This window comes from Paenibacillus allorhizoplanae (assembly GCF_927798215.1).
In the GTDB taxonomy this organism is placed as follows: Bacteria; Bacillota; Bacilli; order Paenibacillales; family NBRC-103111; genus Paenibacillus_E; species Paenibacillus_E allorhizoplanae.
Window position 1 is genome coordinate 1 of record NZ_CAKMMW010000059.1, and the last position, 2170, is coordinate 2170.

Below are 2170 nucleotides of genomic sequence, written 5' to 3' on the forward strand. Positions count from 1 at the left end.
AGTACGTGGACGTAGACCCGAAACCGTGTGATCTACCCCTGTCCAGGGTGAAGGTGAGGTAACACTCACTGGAGGCCCGAACCCACGAATGTTGAAAAATTCGGGGATGAGGTGGGGGTAGCGGAGAAATTCCAATCGAACTCGGAGATAGCTGGTTCTCCCCGAAATAGCTTTAGGGCTAGCCTCGGATGTTGAGTTGTGGAGGTAAAGCACTGATTGGGTGCGGGGCCCGCCAAGGGTTACCAAGTCCAGTCAAACTCTGAATGCCACAAACTTAAATCCGGGAGTCAGACAGTGAGTGCTAAGATCCATTGTCAAAAGGGAAACAGCCCAGACCATCAGCTAAGGTCCCCAAGTGTGTGTTAAGTGGGAAAGGATGTGGAGTTGCACAGACAACCAGGATGTTGGCTTAGAAGCAGCCACCATTGAAAGAGTGCGTAATAGCTCACTGGTCGAGTGACTCTGCGCCGAAAATGTAACGGGGCTAAACACGCCACCGAAGCTATGGCTTGCACGTATGTGCATGGGTAGGGGAGCGTTGTATGTACGTTGAATTCTGACCGTAAGGACAGGTGGAGCGCATACAAGTGAGAATGCCGGTATAAGTAACGAAAAGATCAGTGAGAATCTGATCCGCCGAAAACCTAAGGGTTCCTGAGGAAGGCTCGTCCGCTCAGGGTAAGTCGGGACCTAAGGCGAGGCCGAAAGGCGTAGTCGATGGACAACAGGTGGAAATTCCTGTACCACCGTAGCCGTTATGAGCAATGGAGTGACGCAGAAGGATAGTGACGCGAGCTGATGGATGCTCGTCCAAGCAGTGAGGCTGATGTGTAGGCAAATCCGCACATCGTAAGGCTGGGCTGTGATGGGGAGGGAAATTTAAGTACCGAAGGTCATGAGTTCACACTGCCAAGAAAAGCTTCTAGCCAGGCGAAGGTGCCCGTACCGCAAACCGACACAGGTGGGTGAGAAGAGAATTCTAAGGCGCGCGGAAGAACTCTCGTTAAGGAACTCGGCAAAATGACCCCGTAACTTCGGGAGAAGGGGTGCCTCGGTAGGGTGAATAGCCCGAGGGGGCCGCAGTGAAAAGGCCCAAGCGACTGTTTAGCAAAAACACAGGTCTGTGCGAAGCCGCAAGGCGAAGTATACGGGCTGACGCCTGCCCGGTGCTGGAAGGTTAAGAGGAGTGGTTAGGGGCAACCCGAAGCTATGAATTGAAGCCCCAGTAAACGGCGGCCGTAACTATAACGGTCCTAAGGTAGCGAAATTCCTTGTCAGGTAAATTCTGACCCGCACGAATGGCGTAACGACTTGGGCGCTGTCTCAACGAGAGATCCGGTGAAATTTTAATACCTGTGAAGATGCAGGTTACCCGCGACAAGACGGAAAGACCCCATGGAGCTTTACTGCAGCTTGATATTGGACTTTGGTACGATCTGTACAGGATAGGTGGGAGCCTTTGAAGCCTGAGCGCCAGCTTGGGTGGAGGCATCGTTGGGATACCACCCTGATCGTATCGGAGTTCTAACCTAGTACCGTGATCCGGTATGGGGACAGTGTCAGGTGGGCAGTTTGACTGGGGCGGTCGCCTCCTAAAATGTAACGGAGGCGTTTAAAGGTTCCCTCAGAATGGTTGGAAATCATTCGCAGAGTGCAAAGGCATAAGGGAGCTTGACTGCGAGACCTACAAGTCGAGCAGGGACGAAAGTCGGACTTAGTGATCCGGTGGTACCGAATGGAAGGGCCATCGCTCAACGGATAAAAGCTACCCTGGGGATAACAGGCTTATCTCCCCCAAGAGTCCACATCGACGGGGAGGTTTGGCACCTCGATGTCGGCTCATCGCATCCTGGGGCTGAAGTAGGTCCCAAGGGTTGGGCTGTTCGCCCATTAAAGCGGTACGCGAGCTGGGTTCAGAACGTCGTGAGACAGTTCGGTCCCTATCTGTCGCGGGCGTAGGAAATTTGAGAGGAGCTGTCCTTAGTACGAGAGGACCGGGATGGACGTACCGCTGGTGTACCAGTTGTCTCGCCAGAGGCATCGCTGGGTAGCTATGTACGGAGGGGATAAGCGCTGAAAGCATCTAAGCGCGAAGCCCCCCTCAAGATGAGATTTCCCAGTATGTAAGACCCCTTGTAGACGACGAGGTTGATAGGTTCGAGGTGGAAGT

At 53.5% G+C, this 2170-nt stretch carries 1 rRNA gene; it reads left to right on the top strand.

Going from position 1 to position 2170, the window contains the following annotated elements:
- A 23S ribosomal RNA gene (locus tag L6I86_RS35470) occupies nucleotides 1-2170 on the top strand; the annotation flags it as partial.